The 14931-nt window shown below is 69.9% G+C and carries 13 protein-coding genes; 12 read left to right on the forward strand and 1 reads right to left on the reverse strand.

The window, feature by feature from the left end; translation table 11 throughout:
• The first annotated feature begins 202 nt into the window (after nt 1-202).
• The 9 genes from ssd (at nt 203) to ACH34Q_RS28530 (ending at nt 8251) form a co-directional block, all read left to right on the forward strand.
• Complete coding sequence (gene ssd / locus ACH34Q_RS28490) at nt 203-1276, forward strand: septum site-determining protein Ssd (RefSeq protein ID WP_395986149.1); 1074 nt, start codon at nt 203-205, stop codon at nt 1274-1276.
• Complete coding sequence (locus ACH34Q_RS28495) at nt 1273-2430, forward strand: TadA family conjugal transfer-associated ATPase (protein ID WP_395986150.1); 1158 nt, start codon at nt 1273-1275, stop codon at nt 2428-2430. Before ssd ends, ACH34Q_RS28495 begins: the two co-directional genes overlap by 4 nt.
• A 172-nt stretch (nt 2431-2602) precedes the next feature.
• On the forward strand, nt 2603-3457 hold the full coding sequence (locus tag ACH34Q_RS28500) for a type II secretion system F family protein (RefSeq protein WP_395986151.1): 855 nt from the start codon (nt 2603-2605) through the stop codon (nt 3455-3457).
• Nucleotides 3458-3900: 443 nt separating this feature from the next.
• Entirely contained in the window at nt 3901-4566 is a 666-nt protein-coding gene (locus tag ACH34Q_RS28505; RefSeq protein WP_395986152.1) for a type II secretion system F family protein, read from the forward strand.
• Between the two features lie 418 nt (nt 4567-4984).
• On the forward strand, nt 4985-5167 hold the full coding sequence (locus tag ACH34Q_RS28510) for a DUF4244 domain-containing protein (RefSeq protein WP_395986200.1): 183 nt from the start codon (nt 4985-4987) through the stop codon (nt 5165-5167).
• A 29-nt stretch (nt 5168-5196) separates the two neighbouring features.
• Nucleotides 5197-5550 (forward strand): TadE family type IV pilus minor pilin, encoded by a 354-nt coding sequence (locus ACH34Q_RS28515; RefSeq protein WP_395986153.1) that lies wholly within the window; start codon nt 5197-5199, stop codon nt 5548-5550.
• Nucleotides 5551-5710: 160 nt separating this feature from the next.
• Entirely contained in the window at nt 5711-6073 is a 363-nt protein-coding gene (locus ACH34Q_RS28520) for an Rv3654c family TadE-like protein (protein WP_395986154.1), read from the forward strand.
• Nucleotides 6074-6463: 390 nt separating this feature from the next.
• Entirely contained in the window at nt 6464-7663 is a 1200-nt protein-coding gene (locus ACH34Q_RS28525; RefSeq protein ID WP_395986155.1) for a hypothetical protein, read from the forward strand.
• Between the two features lie 240 nt (nt 7664-7903).
• Complete coding sequence (locus ACH34Q_RS28530) at nt 7904-8251, forward strand: hypothetical protein (RefSeq protein ID WP_395986156.1); 348 nt, start codon at nt 7904-7906, stop codon at nt 8249-8251.
• On the opposite strand, the gene ACH34Q_RS28535 is transcribed toward ACH34Q_RS28530, so the two are convergent.
• Nucleotides 8237-10549, reverse strand: coding sequence for a DEAD/DEAH box helicase (locus ACH34Q_RS28535; protein WP_395986157.1), 2313 nt, complete (start codon nt 10547-10549; stop codon nt 8237-8239). The genes ACH34Q_RS28530 and ACH34Q_RS28535 overlap by 15 nt on opposite strands.
• 253 nt (nt 10550-10802) lie before the next feature.
• On the opposite strand from ACH34Q_RS28535, the gene ACH34Q_RS28540 reads away from it, so the two are divergent.
• The 3 genes from ACH34Q_RS28540 (at nt 10803) to ACH34Q_RS28550 (ending at nt 14819) form a co-directional block, all read left to right on the forward strand.
• Nucleotides 10803-11156: an STAS domain-containing protein gene (locus tag ACH34Q_RS28540; RefSeq protein WP_021597910.1), complete on the forward strand. Its 354-nt coding sequence runs from the start codon at nt 10803-10805 to the stop codon at nt 11154-11156.
• Between the two features lie 14 nt (nt 11157-11170).
• Complete coding sequence (locus tag ACH34Q_RS28545; protein ID WP_395986158.1) at nt 11171-11614, forward strand: ATP-binding protein; 444 nt, start codon at nt 11171-11173, stop codon at nt 11612-11614.
• Between the two features lie 733 nt (nt 11615-12347).
• A complete protein-coding gene (locus tag ACH34Q_RS28550) occupies nt 12348-14819 on the forward strand; it encodes a sodium-translocating pyrophosphatase (RefSeq protein WP_395986159.1) in 2472 nt (823 codons plus the stop codon).
• Nucleotides 14820-14931 lie beyond the last annotated feature (112 nt).

A 14931-nucleotide genomic window follows, 5' to 3' on the forward strand; every position in this document is an offset into this window, starting at 1 on the left:
GGGGTCGCCCAGACGTAGCGCGGTCGGGTGGTGGCGCGACAGCCCCGCCACCCGACCGCCTCGTTTCCGGGGGCGGCGCCCGGATACCGGAATCGCCGGGTGATCGTCGCCTGCCGGGGCGAGTTATCCACAGTTCCGGAATCCCCTTCCGGCCCTCTCGGCGTTCCGCGCATGGTGGTGCTTCCAGACGGCGGGAGGCACGATGACCATCGCGGCCATGATCGCGACCGACGACCCTTCGATCACCGATGAGCTGCTGCGGCTGGCGGCCGCCGCGGACGTCGAGATCGAGCTCGTCCACGAGGCCGAGCACGCGCGGCGGAACTGGCACTGGCCGTCGCTCATCCTCGTCGGCGGCGACCTCGCCGAGGCGATCGCCTCGGACACGCCCGACCGGCGCCCGGGCGTGGCCGTGGTGGCCGCGCCCGGCGACACCACCGACCACTACCGCCGGGCCGTCGAGATCGGCGCACAGGACGTCGTCCGGCTCCCGGACGACGAGACCTGGCTCATCGACGCCCTGGCCGCCGCCGCCGAACCGGCCGAGGGCTGGGGCACCACGGTCTGCGTGCTCGGCGCCACGGGCGGCGCCGGCGCCAGCGTCCTGTCCGCCGCCCTCGGCCTCACGGCGGCCGGCGGCGGCCTGCGCACGCTGCTCGTCGACGGCGACCCGATCGGCGGAGGACTCGACCTCGTCCTGGGCCTCGAGGAGCAGCAGGGAGCGCGCTGGCCGCATTTCGCCGAGCGGCACGGCCGCCTCAGCGCGGCCAACCTCTACGAGGCGCTGCCCCGCCTGGGCGACCTCTCCGTCCTCTCCTGGCACCGGGGCGCCCCGACCACCGTCGTCCGCGAGGCGACCGCCTCCCTCCTCGACGCCGCCGTGCGCGCCTTCGACCTGGTGATCGCCGACGTGCCCCGCTACCAGGGAGAGATCGGCCGCTCCGTCCTCCACCTGGCCGAGACCACGCTCGTCCTGGTGCCGGCCGAGGTACGCGCGACGATGGCGGCCGACGGACTGGTGTCCGCACTGCGCGACGACGCCCGCGACATGCGCCTCGTGGTCCGCGGCCCCACCACAGGCGGCGTCACCCCCGAGCTGATGGCCGAGGCACTCGACCTCCCCCTGGCCGGTGTCCTCGACCGAGAGCGGAAGCTGCCCGGCGCCCTGGAGACCGGTGAGCTCGTACGCTCCCTCCGCCGCGGCTCGCTGGCCGACTTCTGCGCCCGGCTCCTCGCCTCGCTCAACGTCCAGCCGTACGAACAGGCCGCCGCATGAACCTCACTGACGCCGTACGCGGCCGCCTCGCCAACTCGGGCGGCGCGCCCACCACAGGCCGCGTCGCCGCCGCCCTGCGCGCGGAGGAACGCCTCTTGGGCGACCGGGAGGTGCTGACCATCGCCGACGAATTACGCGCCGAATTCGTGGGTGCCGGTCCCCTGGAGCCGCTGCTGCGTTCCCCGGACGTCACCGACGTCCTCGTCAACGGCCCCGACGAGGTCTGGATCGACTCCGGCGCGGGCCTGGTCCGTTCCCCGACGCGGTTCCCAGACGAAGCGACACTGCGCCGCCTCGCCCAACGGCTCACCGCCACCGCAGGCCGCCGGCTGGACGACGCGTCCCCGTACGCCGACGCCCGCCTCCCGGGCGGCATCCGCCTGCACGCCGTACTGCCCCCCATCGCCCCGAACGGCACCTGCCTGTCCTTCCGCCTCCCCCGCCGGCGCGCCTTCACACTCGACGAACTGGTGGCCGCCCGCGCGATCCCACCCGCCGGCGCCGACCTCTTAGCGGCCGTGGTCGCCTCCCGAGCCGCGTTCCTCGTCACAGGCGGCACCGGCACGGGCAAGACGACCCTGCTGAGCTCCCTGCTGACGATCGCCGCCCCGGCCGAACGGCTCGTCCTGGTGGAGGACTCGGCCGAACTGAGCCCCGATCATCCCCACGTCGTACGGCTGGAGGCCCGCCCGCCCAACGTCGAGGCCGCCGGCGGTGTCACCCTGCAAGACCTCGTACGCCAAGCCCTGCGCATGCGCCCCGACCGCCTGGTCGTAGGCGAAGTCCGAGGCCCCGAAGTGCTTCACCTCCTGAACGCCCTCAACACCGGCCACGAGGGCGGCTGCGGCACCCTCCACGCCAACACCGCAGCCGACGTCCCGGCCCGCCTCGAAGCCCTGGCATGCGCCGCCGGCCTCAGCCGTGAAGCCGTCCACAGCCAGCTGGCGGCGGCCCTCGACATCGTGATCCACCTCGTTCGCGACCCCGACGGCGGCCGACGCCGCATAGCCGAGATCCGCCTGCTGGAACGCGCCCCCGACGGCCTCATCGCCGCAGCCCCCGCCATCTCGTTCACAGCAACCGGCGACGTAATGAAAGCCCCAGGCGCTGACGCCCTGGCCGCCCGCCTGACCAACCACTGGACCCCTCCATGACCCGACCGCCCCGACCGCCCCGACCGAGCCGGGACCACGAGTCTGAGAGCGGCACATCCGGTCTCCGGTCGGGGGCGCAGTTCTGGGAGCGGCGAAGCTGCCCTCGGCCAGGGCGGTACGAGGGCCACAGTCATTCACTGCAGGTGTCGGTGGGCAAGGGGGGTGTTGACGCATGGTCGAGCTCGTAGGTCTGGCGGCATGCTGTGCCGCTGCGTTCGTCTGGTTGCTCGCGCGGCCTGCGACTGCGCAGCGTCGCTTGAGCGGATTGCTCGTCCAGGAGCACGCGGACGGGCAAGGCTTGGCGGAGCGGCTACTGCTGCCCGTGCTCGCTCGGATGGAAACGATTCGTGAGCGGCGGCGGATACGGCAACGATGGCGTGAAGGAGTCATCGAGCTGTGCGATGGGATGGCTTCCGAACTCGCGGCCGGGCGGACACCGGACGAGGCTTTTGCCATCACCGCCGCACTCCTCGATCCGTACATCGCCGAGCGATTGCTCCATTCACCGATGGCCGGTACCTCGCCGACAGACCCTGACCTGACACGGCGACGAGCGGGTACTGATCTGATGCATGCTCGGCCAGGCCGCTCGAACCCACCTGCCGTAAGCACGCTTGTACGCCAGACACCCGCGTCCTATGAGTCACCGGTCGATCGGCTAGAAGAACTGGCCCTTCAACAAGGAGCAGAGGGGCTTCGCCTCCTCGCAGCATGCTGGCGGATCGGTGCGGAGCGAGGCGGCACCCTCGCCACGGTCCTGGACGGTTTGGTCGCTGCCCTGCGGGACGAGGAAGCCCAGCGCCAAGAGATCGCCACGCAACTGGCCGGCCCTCGTGCGACGGCTCGGCTGCTCGCCGGTCTGCCGCTGCTGGGCCTGGGGATGGCGGTGGCACTAGGCGCTGATCCTCTCGCCTTTCTCTTCGGCACCCTTCCTGGCCTCGGTTGTCTCCTGAGCGGCATCGGCCTCAATGTTGCAGGCCTCTGGTGGACACGACGGCTGGCTCACAGCGCGGCGGAGCCCCGATGAGCCCGTGCCGACCGGCGCGGAGCTCTGCCCCAGGCTCTTCATCGGCCCGCTGTGAACGGTGCAGCCGTACTGGAACGAAGCGCACGGAAGCTGGTCGTCGACTCTCGCGGTTGGGCTACTCCTTCGGAGGCCGGCGGCCAACCGTGAAGTCAGCTGTGACGACGGGCGTCGTGGGCTGGCGATGAGGCTGGGACGGATTGAGCCGAGCCGTCCCTTCGACAGTGCTCAGGGAGGCGCGCATGCTGTGGGTCGCGATCGTTCTGTGCGGTGCTGCGTGTGGTTTTCTCTGGCCGCGTGGCGTTCCTCCGGGCGATCAAAGACTCACACGCCAACTGGCCCCGAACACACCGAAGTCGAAGCTCAGCGCCAGCCGGTGGGGTGGGGCCGACAGAAGCGGCGCGTTGTTTCGTACCGGCTCAGGACGCGGATCGTCCCATCCACTCATGGCCTCGATCCGAACCACACCACGCTCGGCACACTCCGACGGCCAGGAGACTCAGCGGCGAGAGAATGTGCTCCGTCGCACCACGGTGGTCCTGGTCGCGTTGGCCAGCGCGGCAGCGGTGGGCGGGACCATGGGTGCGGTGGTCGGGATCGTGGCCGGGGTGGTGGTTCATCGCTGCTTCGGACGGCTCGGCCAGGCAGAACGACGGCGCCGACGTGCGCGGCTGATCGCGGATCTGCCTCTTGCGGTCGACCTGCTCGCCGCATGCCTGCGCGGCGGTACGCCATGGAGTGAGGCCGTGGAGGCGGTAGCCAGTGCGGTCGGTGGCCCGCTCGGTGAGGAATTGAACGGAGTCGCCGTGCAGATCCGCCTCGGCGCCGACCCCGAAGCGGCCTGGTCCGCCCTTGCCGGCGAACCCGCACTCGCGCCTCTCAGCCGTACAGCCATCCGGGCCGTCCAAAGTGGTGCCCCACCCGCCGGGCCCCTGTCCCGGCTGGCGCGCGATCAGCGGCGCACCGCTCGAACCGCCGCCGCCGCGCGAGCCCGTACCGCGGGCATCATGTCGCTCGCGCCCCTCGGCGCATGCTTTCTGCCGGCGTTCGTTCTCCTCGGTGTCGTTCCCGCCATCGCCTCGATCGCCTCGACGATCCTTCTGCCTTGGTGACCGGCCGCCTGCGGGGGTGAGCGCCTCAGCCCGTACCTTCCCGAAGGAGGCACTGCCACTTCGGCATCCGTTGTGTTGGCGCTCCTTCCCTGAACGGCGTCGTTTCTTGCCGCCGAGTTTCGACACCGACTTCACATGAGGTTGGCGCGGCTTCGTCGGGCGGCCTGCGTGGTCACGCTCAGCGAGAGCAGGTGTCACCGCGCAATGGGTTGGACCTGCCATGAACGGGTCTTCGATGTAATCCCCTGCGCAGGCGACTATTCGTGGGTCGGCCTGGGCGAGGTGGCCTGGGGGTTGGGTTGTGATGCGGGTTTATCCACAGAACGGCGTTCACCTGGTGTGGTGTTCGCCTGACCCGGAGCCTTGATTTGGGACGCGATCCGGCGTCCGTGATTCGAGGGGGACGGGCATGCGTTCCATGGCGACCGCGGTACGACGGTGGCGGAGTGCCGCGCGAGACTCGGGAATGTCCACGGCCGAATACGCGGTCGGCATGATCGCCGCTACGGCGTTCGCCGGCCTGCTACTGAAGATCGTCACCAGTTCGGAGGTCCAGGACCTTCTTGTGTCGATCATCAAGCGCGCGATGCGGCAAGCGTAGTGAGAGCACGATGCCGTGGGGATCGCGGGATGGTCACCGCGGAGATCGCTGTGGCGCTACCGGCCCTCGTACTGGTCACCGCGCTCGCGATGTGGGGCATCACCGCCGCGTCCGTCCAGCTCGCCTGTACGGACGCGGCCCGGAGCGGCGCGAGGGCCGCGGCTCGAGGCGAGGCGATACCGGCGGTCCGTGCCATGGTCACGCGCGCCCTCCCGGCCGGAGCGGCCGTGGACGTGCGTCGCGATGCGCACACGTCGCACGTCGAGATCAGCGTTCCGGTCGGACCTCCAGGGGGCGCTGAACTGCTTCCGCTCGTCGTTGGCGCTCAGGCCACCGCGCTCACGGAGCCTGGAGCCGCCGAAGGAGCCCATAGACCTCCCTAGGGGCGGGAGCCTTGGGGCGTAGGTCCGCTGAGCCCTGCTTCCTGAGGCTTCTGGAGGGTGGATTCCTGAGGCTTCTGGCGGACGGAGAGGACGGTCTGAGGGGGCGGTCCGAGGGGCGTGGAGCAGTGCGAGGAAGCGGGAGCGGATGGGGCACGGGTGCATGAGAGGGGATCGGGGGGCCGGGACTGTGTGGGTGGTGGCTTTCATGGCGCTCATCTGGGCGGTGGGTGTCGCGGCGATGGTGGTGGGCGCGGCGCGGGTGGCTCGTCATAGGGCTGATGCTGCGGCGGATCTTGCGGCGCTCGCGGCGGCGGCTCGGGCCGTGGAGGGGACGGAGGTGGCGTGCCGGGTCGCGGCGAAGGCCGTGGCGGGTTCGGGGGGATACCTGTCAGGGTGTTCGGTGCGGCACGGGATCGCCGACGTCAGGGTCACGGTGCCATTGCGGGTGCCGTACGAGGCGTCAGGGCTGGAGGTGGTTTCTCGCGCGAGGGCTGGTCCTGTGGGGCCCGAGGGCGTACCCTGACCTTTCGCAGTCCGTTGTACGCAGTGTCAATAGCTGTCGCAGAAAGTGAAACGCCGGAGGATCTCTGCCTCTTTGTCGTCATCCTGTGACTTGTGCTACCCAGTGGTACGTTACGCTGATGTAAGCGCACAGGTACCACTCGACACGGCGGTTGCGAACGGCCACCTCACCCTCGAGCCCACCGGCGGGATATGCGAGTGAGGAGCCGGCGGCAAGGCGTTCGATGAAGGGATTGAGGCCGTGACCAGGATTCGCAGGACCGGTGCACTGTTGCTGGCGGCACCACTTGCGATGGCCTTTCCGGTCCTTGGTGCCTCGGCGCCGGCGAGCGCGGCCGCGACGAGTGTGATCACGCCGAAGAACGGCGCGGTCATCACCAGTGGCTCCTCGGTGACCGCAAAGGCTCAGGTCGACTTCGCCCTGAATTGGGAGATGCGCGCCGACATCCCGGGGTCGGGCGACACGTTCCTGACCAAGCGGGGCGGCGGCGGCGAGATGACGGCCTCCATCCCGCTTCGCCGCAATGGCCGCTACAAGGTCTACGTCAAGCGACTGGTCGGGGCCGGTGCCTCCAGTACGTTCACGGTGCGGATTCCGCCGGCGGAGCCCAGCGGGGTGTCGGCGAAGGCATCGGGTCGAAGCCTGGTGGTCCGATGGAACCTCGGCCTTGAGGACGACATCTCCGGGTACACGGTGAGTGCCGGCTCGGCCGGATCCAAGAGCGGCTCGGCGGGCTCGCTGTGCTCGGGTACGAGTTGCAAGGCCACCTTCGCCGTGCCGGCGTCGGCGAGCGGGACGGTTCCGGTCAAGGTGCGCGCCCAGCGTCCCAACGGCCTCGGTGGCTCGGTCTCCTCCGGTATCGCGTCGGCGAGTGCCTCGTTCGGAAGCCCCTCGACGCCTTCGGGTGGCTCGTCCCTCCCAGGGACGGCTCCGCCCAGCGGGACGGCTCCGCTGACCCCGTTCAACAACCAGTCGCCCGTCACGCTGCCTTCGGTCCAGCCGGACGGTGCCACGCAGGGCTTCGCCTACCCGACGCCCGAGGTGGCCAACCAGGTCGCGCCCAAGGCCGAGAACGCCGCCACGGTCGACAGCCTGCAGTGGGGCAGGAGCGTCGGCATCGCGCTGGTGCTCCTGGTCGTCGCCGCCCATCTGGGGACGTGGACGCGCCGCCTGCGCGTGGCTCAGAACGGTGTGAGCGGTTTCGGCATGGCGGCTCGCGCGGCGCGCGGTGGCAGCGGGCGCACCCGGGTTCGCCGGGCTCGCGAGCAGATCGCACGGGCCGAGGCCGTCGCCAAGACGAGCGAGTTGGTAACGCCTGTTGATATCGCTGGGGCGAAGAAGGGTGCCGGAGGCGCGAAGAAGGTCGGCAGTGCGAATGCCGCCGGGAATGTGAAGGCGGCCGAGAGCGCGAAGCGCGTTGGAGAGCGCGACGCCGCCGACGCCGCCGTTCGACGGCGTCCCGCCACCTTGGGGCGCAGCCGGGACGGTGTCGAGGTACGGCTCACCCAGCCGGGCGAGAACGCGTCCCGCGCGCCGGTCGCCGACCCGAAGGGCCGTCACGGCTCGCGCGGCGGACGCCGCCGCAAGTAGATCGTCGCCGACCAACGCCCCGATGGCCCTGTCGCATCGGCTAACGGCCCTAGCCGACCGTTGGCTTTACCGGCCATTGCGGCGGGCGGACGAGACGGCGGTGACCGGGTCTGAGCTGGGCTTGGCCGGCGGGCGAGGGGAGCGTCCGGGGCTCTGGCGTTCTGAATTGGGGAGGGTCTAGGCTCCCTTGCCAGCCATGATCTGCCGAATTGCCCGGAGTTCGGAGAGGGGACACTCCGCATGATCTTTTTGGGGCTGCTGCTCGCGGTCGCCGCCGTCGTGGCCGGCGCGGCCGTCATCACGGGCAACACCGGAACGGCCCGGCTGAGCTTTTTCGGGGACGACCTCGCGGGTGTCACGGAGCAATGGCAGGTCTTCATGGCCGGTGCCGTGGTCGCGATCCTGTTCATGACGGGTGTCACCGTCGCGACGCTCGGGTTCAAGCGGGCGGTGGGCATCCGGCGGGAATTGCGCGACCTTCGGTACGAGCACGAAGAGTCGATGCAGACGCTGGAGATGGAGAAGCGCCAGTTGCAGCGGGAGCTTGCCCAGGCGCGCGGTCACACGCCCGCCTCATCCCCCAACTGAGGGGGCTCGGCGTAGGAGTTCGGCCAGCAACGCCAAGGCGCCCTGCTTGTCCAAGGGATCGTTGCCGTTTCCGCACTTCGGGGACTGAATGCAGGACGGGCAGCCGGATTCGCATTCGCATGCGGCGATGACATCGCTGGTCGCCCGGAGCCATTCGGGAGCGTCCGCGTAACCGCGTTCGGCGAATCCCGCTCCGCCCTCGTGGCCGTCGTACACGAAGACGGTGAGAAGGCCGGTGTCCGGGTGGACGGCGGTGGAGACGCCGCCGATGTCCCAGCGGTCGCAGGTGGCGAAGAGCGGCAGCAGGCCGATCGCGGCGTGTTCGGCGGCGTGGGCGGAGCCGGCCAGGTCGAGGTCGCCGAGGCCGTCGGTCTGCTCCGCGGAGAGGGTCCACCAGACGGCGCGCGTGCGCAGGGTACGAGCCGGGAGGTCCAGGGGCTTCTCGCCCAGCATCTCGCCGGTCTGCGTGCGGCGCATCTGGTACGCGACGACCTGCCGGGTGACCTCGACCGTTCCGTACGAGAGGGTCGCCTCGCCCCAGGGGGTGGAACGGAGCCGCTCGACGATCCCGATGTCGGTCACGTCGCGGGCGGTCGTGGAGTAGTCGGGGTCGGCGGCCTCCACCAGGGCGACCGAGTCGTCGAGGTCGAGCGTCTGCACGAGGTACGACTCGCCCTGGTGGATGTAGACGGCGCCCTCGTGGACGGTGGTGTGGGCCGAGGCCTCGTCCACCGTGCCCAGGAGGCGGCCCGTCGCGGTCTCCACGACCTGGATGGGGGTCCCGCCGGCGCCGCGGATGTCGGCGAGGTCGGTCGCTCTGTCGCGGCGCGTCCAGAACCAGCCCGTGGGTCGCCGCCGCAGGAACCCGCGGCGTACGAGGTCGGGAAGCAGGTCGGCCGTGGCCGGACCGAAGAGTTCGATGTCGTTCTCTGTCAGGGGGAGCTCGGAGGCCGCCGCGCATAGGTGCGGCTCCAGGACGTACGGGTTGTCCGGGTCGAGGACGGTCGCTTCGACCGGCGTACCGAAAATGGCCTCGGGGTGGTGGACGAGGAAGGTGTCGAGTGGGTCGTCCCTAGCGACGAGGACCGCGAGGGCCGCCTGTCCTGAACGGCCTGCGCGGCCCGCCTGCTGCCAGAGGGACGCACGGGTACCGGGCCAGCCGCAGACGACGACGGCGTCCAGGCCGGAGACGTCCACGCCTAGCTCAAGGGCGTTGGTGCTGGCCAGTCCTATGAGGGACCGGGAGCGGAGGGCCTCTTCCAGGGCGCGGCGTTCCTCCGGAAGGTATCCGGCACGGTAGGCGGCGACCTGGTCGGCGAGCCTGGGATCCACCTCCTGCAGCGCGCGCTTGGCGCTGAGGGCGACCGACTCCGCACCGCGACGGGACCGTACGAAAGTGAGGGTCTGCACACCCTCGACCACAAGGTCCGCCAGAAGGTCGCCTGCTTCTGCCGTTGCGGTACGGCGGACCGGGGCACCTTGCTCACCGCGTAGGTCGGTGAGGGGTGGCTCCCATAGGGCGAACGTGGCCGGGCCTCTCGGGGAGGCGTCATCGCTGACCGCGACCACGTCCAAGCCCGTGAGACGCGACGCGGTGGCGGCAGGCTCAGAAGTGGTGGCGGAGGCAAGAATGAACGTGGGTTTCGTGCCGTAGCGGGCGCAGATGCGGCGGAGGCGGCGCAGCACGTGTGCCACGTGGGAACCGAACACGCCCCGGTAGCCGTGCGCCTCGTCGATGACCACGTACTGCAGCCGTCTGAGAAACGCTCCCCAGCGCCCATGGCTCGGCAGGATGGACCGGTGCAGCATGTCGGGGTTGGTCAGCACGTAGTTGGCGTGCTGCCGTACCCACGCGCGTTCGTCTCGGGGCGTGTCGCCGTCATAGGTCGCCGCGCGCAACCGGGTCAGCCGCAGCGCGCGGAGGGCGCGGAGCTGGTCGGCGGCGAGGGCCTTGGTCGGGGAGAGATAGAGCACGGTGCCTTCGCGGCTCGCCTTGTCGTCATAGATCGTGGCGATGGAAGGCAGCAGGTAGGCCAGCGATTTCCCGGACGCGGTGCCTGTGGCGATGATCACAGAGCGGCCGGAGCGGGCATGCTCGGCGGCGATGGCCTGGTGCTCCCAGGGGGCCTCGATCCCCGCCGTCGCCAGGCGTTCCACCAGGAGCGGCGGGGCCCAGTCCGGCCATTCCGAGCGCCGGCCGAGACGCGCGGGAACGTTCTCCACATGGGTGATCCGCTCGCGGCGCGCAGGGTCGGCGAGCAGCCGTTCCAGCGGAGAAGAAGATCTTTGGAGGGCCATCAGGTTTTCAGTCTGCCAGCATGGGCAAAACTCAGGGAACGCCCCGGCGCCGGAGGCTGCGTACCCCCTGCCATGACCGGCGGATCACCAGGTCAAACGGGATGGCTCGAACTTTCGTCCGACTGGGCGATTATCTGCGTACCGGGCGCCGGAGCGTGGTTGAATCACGGGCGGAGTCCCGTAGCCCCGGGTCGGCGACACTCAGGTTCGGCGGCCGCGGGATCGATGTGAGCTGTACGGCGCTGGAGGATCTGTGGACCTGAAGGTGAACGACTACACCACCGACGATGGCCTGACGGTCATCAACGTGGAGGGCGAGATCGACGTCTACACGGCGCCGAAGCTTCGCGAGAAGCTCATCGACCTGGTCAACAAGGGGAAGTTCCACCTTCTCGTGGACATGGAGAAGGTCGAGTTCCTCGACTCGACGGGACTTGGCGTCCTGGTGGGCGGGTTGAAGCGGGTGCGTGCGCACGACGGCTCCCTGGAGCTGGTGTGCACCCAGGAGCGCATCCTCAAGATCTTCCGGATCACCGGGCTGACCAAGGTCTTCGGCATCCATGACTCGATCGCCGAGGCCGAGGAAAAGCGCAAGGGCGCAAAGTAGCGGCCCCGCGGAAGATGTCGACCGTTGAGCTCTCTTTCAGTGCGCTGCCCGTCCACGTCCGTACGGCCCGGCTGATCGTCACCGCTGTGGCGCGCCGCAGCGGTGTCGCCGAGGCCCTGCTGGACGAGGTGCGGCTGGCGGTGGGCGAAGCGTGCTCCAGAGCCGTGGAAGCACACCGCCACCACTGCCCCGACGAGCCGGTCCGGCTGGAGCTGACCGGTGCGAACCGCCGGTTCGAGGTCATCGTCAGTGACACCGTTCCCGAGGACGGCACCGCGACCGGGGTCCCCGACCTGGGTGCGCCTGACGACGAGATCGAGCATGTGTGGGACGCGACCACGGCCGAGCTCGGCCTGGCCGTCATCGCCGGGCTCGCCGACGACGTGGACATCGAGTCCACGCCGAAGGGCGTGCAGATCCGGATGAGCTGGCCCGCCGAGGGCGAGGTCGCCGGCTGAGCAGCGCTTCAAGCCGAGAACAGGACGAAGGCCCCGCCGTTGGCGGGGCCTTCGTCCTTTGTCACGCGCTCGCGCGGCGGCTGAGGTCGCTGCGAGACAGATGCTGGACGCCTCGCGTCTACGACTCCCTTACTTACCGCCTCGTCTCGGCAGTCGCGCTCAGAGCCCCGTGCGGCCCGCGAGCCCGCTGAGGCTTGGGATTCCGCTGGGTCTGCGGAGGTATGCGGGACGCCTGTGGGTTACATGGGCGGACGGCGTGACAGCCGCTTACCGCAGACAACGGATGTGACTTGTGTGACTAAAGGGGCTCTTGTGGCAGGTGTGATGAGAAGTTATGCGATCGTCTTCGCGTCGATCATGGGGTGGCTTCCGATTTCGGGCTGAATGGAATGGGAATTCATGTCTGCCTATATCGGGCTACCCGGTGGACCCTCCGGTTCAAGATCGAATTCTCTCATGGCTCAAGATCGCAAAGAGGGCGGCCCGGTACACCCCGGTCGACCTGCGGTGATGTCACAGTCGGTGGCTTTCAGGGCAAATTCGGACGTAGCGCGAAGCGCATTTCCATGCCGTCCCCGTCGCGCGGTCGGGAGTCTTCTCATTCGGCACCAGGCTGCGTAGACTCCCCGCACCCGTGTGGCCGTGCGGGCGTCTAAAGCGCCACCCGCGTGGGTACGCGGTAAAGATCGTCTAAAGGCGATCGAGATCGCAACGCCCCTGTCGAGGAGGACGGATGTCTGGGCTTTCCCTGTCAAGCCCGGCCGGCACAGAAGTGGATCTCAGCGGCGGCGACCTGTCATTGGTCGTCGTCGTCGCAGTGATCGCGCTGCTGGCACTGGTCGTCGCCGCGGGCCTGGTTCGCGAGGTACTCGCCGCGGGTCAAGGCACCGAGAAGATGCAGAACATCGCGAAGGCCGTCCAGGAGGGCGCCGGCGCGTATCTCAAACGCCAGTTCCGCACGGTCGCGATCTTCGTGATCCTGATCCCGCTGATCCTGCTGCTGCTCCCCGCCGACTCCACGAGCGAACGGATCGGGCGGTCGGTCTTCTTCATCATCGGGGCGGTGTTCTCGGGCGTCACCGGGTTCGCCGGCATGTGGCTGGCGGTACGCGGCAACGTCCGCGTCGCGGCGGCGGCCCGCGAGGGGAAGACCGGCGAGAAGAAGGCGATGCGCATCGCCTTCCGTACGGGCGGCGTGGCCGGGATGTTCACCGTGGGCCTCGGGCTCTTCGGGGCCGCGGTGGTCGTGCTGGCCTACAAGGGGGACGCCCCCAAGGTCCTGGAGGGCTTCGGGTTCGGCGCCGCGCTGCTGGCGATGTTCATGCGAGTCGGCGGCGGGATCTTCACCAAGGCGGCGGATGTGGGCGCCGACCTGGTGGGCAAGGTCGAGAAGGGCATTCCCGAGGACGATCCGCGCAACGCCGCCACGATCGCCGACAACGTGGGCGACAACGTCGGCGACTGCGCCGGCATGGCGGCCGACCTGTTCGAGTCGTACGCGGTCATGCTGGTCGCGGCCCTGATCCTCGGTACGGCCGCGTTCGGTACGCAGGGACTGGTCTTCCCGCTGATCGTGCCGATGATCGGTGTGATCACCGCCGTGATCGGGATCTTCGCCGTGGCGCCCCGCGACGGCGACCGTTCCGGAATGACGGCGATCAACCGGGGCTTCTTCCTGTCGGCGCTGATCTCCGCGGTACTGGTCGCGATCGCCGCGTTCGCCTACCTGCCGTCCTCGTTCGCCGAACTGTCGGGCGTGACCGACCAGGCGATCCGCGGGATGGACGCCGACCCGCGGCTGATCGCGGTCGGCGCGGTCCTGATCGGCATCGTGCTGGCCAGCGCCATCCAGCTGCTGACGGGCTACTTCACCGAGACCAACCGCAAGCCGGTCAGGGAGGTCACCGACAGCGCCAGGACCGGGCCGGCGACGGTCATCCTGGCCGGGATCTCGCTGGGCCTGGAGTCGGCGGTCTACACGGCGCTGACCATCGGCGCGGCGGTGTACGGGGCGTTCCTGCTCGGGTTCGGCAACACCACGGTCGCGCTGTTCGCGGTGGCCATGGCCGGCACCGGGCTGCTCACCACCGTCGGCGTGATCGTGTCGATGGACACCTTCGGCCCCGTCTCCGACAACGCCCAGGGCATCGCCGAGATGTCCGGCGACGTCACCGGTGAGGGCGCCGCCGTGCTGGAACGGCTGGACGCGGTCGGCAACACCACCAAGGCGATCACCAAGGGGATCGCGATCGCGACCGCGGTGCTGGCCGCGACGGCGCTGTTCGGGTCGTTCCGTACGACCGTGGTGGGAGCGCTGTCGGACGCCTCGGACTCGGCGCGCGACGCGCTCGGCCCGTTCGCGAACTTCAGCCTCTCGATCGACAGCCCGGACGTGCTGCTCGGGCTGATCATCGGTGCCTCGGTGGTGTTCCTGTTCTCCGGCCTGGCGATCATGGCGGTCAGCCGGGCGGCCGGCCGGGTGGTCGTCGAGGTGCGCGAGCAGTTCCGCACCAAGCCCGGGATCATGGACTACACCGAGAAGCCCGACTACGACCGGGTGGTCGACATCTGCACCCGGGACGCCCAGCGCGAGCTGGCCACGCCGGGGCTGCTGGCGATCATGACGCCGATCGCGGTCGGCTTCGCGTTCGGGTACGCGCCGCTGGGCGCGTTCCTGGGCGGGGCGATCGCGGCCGGCGTGCTGATGGCGGTCTTCCTCTCCAACTCCGGTGGTGCCTGGGACAACGCCAAGAAGCTGGTCGAGGAGGGCCACCTCGGCGGCAAGGGCAGCCCGGCGCACGAGGCGACGGTGATCGGCGACACGGTCGGCGACCCGTTCAAGGACACCGCGGGCCCGTCGATCAACCCGCTGATCAAGGTGATGAACCTGGTGGCGCTGCTGATCGCGGACGCCGTCGTGACGTACGCGGGCAACATCCCGCTGCGGATCGGCATCGCGGTGGCCGCGGTGGGCGTGGTCGTCCTCGCGATCGTGATCTCCAAGCGGCGCGCCGACCCGATCGGGACCGGTGCCTCGCAGCCCCCGGTGGAGGGGTCCGGCGAGCCGGGCGCCGCCGTCGGGAGCGGTGCGGGCGGGTCCCCGCGTTCGGTCGGCTCCGGAGCCGGTACGGAGGCCGGCGAGCCCGCCACGTCCGAGGCCGCCGCCCCGGACCCTGAGGAGACCACCTCGGCGAACAAGGCCTGACCAACCCTAGGAAGGGGCCGGCGTCCCGCCGGCCCCTTTCGCATGCCGCAGGCTTGTCGCTGAGGTCGTACAGGCACGGCGGTCCAGCGGGTGGTCTGCGCTTAGGTGTGGG

Origin of the sequence: Actinomadura sp. 9N407, assembly GCF_044326315.1 — a bacterium.
Taxonomy (GTDB): domain Bacteria; phylum Actinomycetota; class Actinomycetes; order Streptosporangiales; family Streptosporangiaceae; genus Spirillospora.

Excerpts from the sequence above, each read along its gene's own strand:
- ssd (WP_395986149.1), top strand. The coding sequence starts at position 203 with ATGACCATCGCGGCCATGATCGCGACCGACGACCCTTCGATCACCGAT.
- ACH34Q_RS28495 (WP_395986150.1), top strand. The coding sequence starts at position 1,273 with ATGAACCTCACTGACGCCGTACGCGGCCGCCTCGCCAACTCGGGCGGC.
- ACH34Q_RS28500 (WP_395986151.1), top strand. The coding sequence starts at position 2,603 with ATGGTCGAGCTCGTAGGTCTGGCGGCATGCTGTGCCGCTGCGTTCGTC.
- ACH34Q_RS28505 (WP_395986152.1), top strand. The coding sequence starts at position 3,901 with ATGGCCTCGATCCGAACCACACCACGCTCGGCACACTCCGACGGCCAG.
- ACH34Q_RS28510 (WP_395986200.1), top strand. The coding sequence starts at position 4,985 with ATGGCGACCGCGGTACGACGGTGGCGGAGTGCCGCGCGAGACTCGGGA.
- ACH34Q_RS28515 (WP_395986153.1), top strand. The coding sequence starts at position 5,197 with ATGGTCACCGCGGAGATCGCTGTGGCGCTACCGGCCCTCGTACTGGTC.
- ACH34Q_RS28520 (WP_395986154.1), top strand. The coding sequence starts at position 5,711 with ATGAGAGGGGATCGGGGGGCCGGGACTGTGTGGGTGGTGGCTTTCATG.
- ACH34Q_RS28530 (WP_395986156.1), top strand. The coding sequence starts at position 7,904 with ATGATCTTTTTGGGGCTGCTGCTCGCGGTCGCCGCCGTCGTGGCCGGC.
- ACH34Q_RS28535 (WP_395986157.1), bottom strand. The coding sequence starts at position 10,549 with ATGGCCCTCCAAAGATCTTCTTCTCCGCTGGAACGGCTGCTCGCCGAC.
- ACH34Q_RS28545 (WP_395986158.1), top strand. The coding sequence starts at position 11,171 with ATGTCGACCGTTGAGCTCTCTTTCAGTGCGCTGCCCGTCCACGTCCGT.
- ACH34Q_RS28550 (WP_395986159.1), top strand. The coding sequence starts at position 12,348 with ATGTCTGGGCTTTCCCTGTCAAGCCCGGCCGGCACAGAAGTGGATCTC.